Source organism: Coprobacter sp. (genome assembly GCF_982436375.1).
In genome coordinates this window covers 1-2,124 of record NZ_CEWDCG010000314.1, presented here as the reverse complement: position 1 = coordinate 2,124, position 2,124 = coordinate 1, and the positions used below count along the sequence as shown (strand labels likewise).

2 protein-coding genes are annotated in these 2,124 nt (G+C 38.3%); both read left to right on the top strand.

All coding sequences use genetic code 11. The annotated features are described in order from the left end of the window. Window positions 1-83: 83 nt before the first annotated feature. Complete coding sequence (locus AC1WHX_RS12000) at window positions 84-896, top strand: purine-nucleoside phosphorylase (protein WP_302545404.1); 813 nt, start codon at window positions 84-86, stop codon at window positions 894-896. A 72-nt stretch (window positions 897-968) separates the two neighbouring features. After that, the gene (gene thiL / locus AC1WHX_RS11995; protein ID WP_270214775.1) at window positions 969-2,012 is read left to right on the top strand and encodes a thiamine-phosphate kinase; all 1,044 of its coding nucleotides are present in this window, start codon (window positions 969-971) and stop codon (window positions 2,010-2,012) included. Window positions 2,013-2,124 lie beyond the last annotated feature (112 nt).

Genomic DNA, 2,124 nt, shown 5'->3' with positions numbered 1-2,124 from the left:
GTTTGAAAAAAAATAAGAATTCTTATTCAAAGTTTTTCGCTATATTTGTTATCAAATAAATTATCTAAAAAACCGAATTAGCTATGATTGAAAAAATTAAAGAAACTGCAGCATTTATCAAAGAACAGTTCTCTATTATCCCTGAAACAGCCATTATATTAGGTACAGGATTAGGCGAACTGGTAAACCATATCACCGACCAGAAAGAACTGGCATATAAAGATATTCCTAATTTCCCGATCTCTACAGTAGAAGGACATAGCGGAAAACTCATTTTCGGGAAACTGGGCACTAAAGACATCATGGCTATGCAAGGCCGATTCCATTTTTATGAAGGCTACGATATGAAACAAGTAACTTTCCCGGTACGCGTCATGAAACAATTAGGTGTAAAAACTCTATTTGTTTCAAATGCTGCCGGAGGAATGAATCCCACTTTTAAAGTAGGAGACCTAATGGTGATACGTGATCATATTAACTTATTCCCGGAACATCCGTTGCATGGGAAAAATTATAATGAGCTCGGTCCTCGATTCCCAGATATGAGTGAAGCTTATTCTAAACGACTCATTAAAAAAGCTTTTGAGATCGCAGAAAAAAACAACATATATTTACAACAGGGCGTATATGTAGGGACACAAGGGCCTACCTTCGAAACTCCCGCAGAATACAAGTATTTCAAAATCATAGGTGGTGATGCCGTCGGAATGTCCACTGTCCCTGAAGTAATCGTTGCCCGTCATAGTGATATGGAAGTATTTGCAATATCAGTCATCACCGACCTCGGAGTCGAAGGTATTGTAGAAAAAGCTTCTCACGAAGAAGTTCAAAAAGCCGCAGCCCTGGCTCAACCTAAAATGACATTAATAATGAAAGAACTCGTAGAACAGTTCTAAAAGATATATTTGACAAAATGCGGAGTCTTTATCTGTAAAGTACTCCGCATTTTGCTAACCCAATTAAATAAAATGGAAGAATTTAAACGTACAGAAATAGCATCTCTTGGTGAATTTGGACTTATCGACCATTTAACCAAACATGTAGAAGTAAAAAACGACTCTACACTAAAAGGTATCGGGGATGACGCTGCCGTACTCGACTATAAAGAAAAACAAGTATTAGTAACAACCGATCTGCTACTTGAAGGTATCCACTTCGACTTAACTTATGTTCCTTTAAAACATTTAGGATATAAGTCAGCCGTTGTTAATTTTTCAGACATTTATGCAATGAATGGACAGCCGAAACAAATTACTGTTTCCTTAGGCATTTCAAAACGTTTCTCGGTCGAAGATTTAGAACAACTATATGCCGGTATTCAACTTGCTTGTGATGTTTACCATGTAGATCTGATCGGAGGAGATACTTCCGCTTCTCTCACCGGGTTGGCAATCAGCATTACTTGTATAGGTGAAGCAAATAAAGAAAAGATTGTATATAGGAATGGAGCCAGAGAAAATGACTTGATCTGCGTAAGTGGAGATCTGGGTGCTGCTTATATGGGGTTACAATTGCTCGAACGTGAAAAAAAGGTTTTTGCTGGAGAAAAAAATTTCCAACCCGCTTTTGAAGGTAGAGAATACCTCCTTGAGAGACAATTAAAACCGGAAGCTCGTAAAGATATTATCGAAGAATTGGCAAAACGGGATATTGTGCCAACAGCAATGATGGATATTTCGGACGGACTCTCTTCCGAATTATTGCATATATGTAGACAAAGTCATACCGGATGTCGTATTTATGAGGAACGTATCCCCATAGATTACCAAACAGCCGTTATGGCGGAAGAATTCAATATGAGTCTTATCACTGCTGCTCTTAATGGTGGAGAGGATTATGAACTGCTGTTTACCGTACCGCTGGCTAAACATGATGACATTTCAGCTCTTCCGGGTATTCGTATTATAGGTCATATTACAGCTCCTTCCCTTGGGGCTTATATGATTACCAGAGACGGTGCTGAGATAGAATTAAAAGCTCAAGGCTGGAACTCTCTCAGCAAAGAAAATTAAAATATAGCGGACAAAATGTTGTGCAAATATAAAATTATTTATATCTTTGCACACGCAAAAACGATGGTGCCATAGCTCAGTTGGTAGAGCAAAGGACTGAAAATCCTTGTGT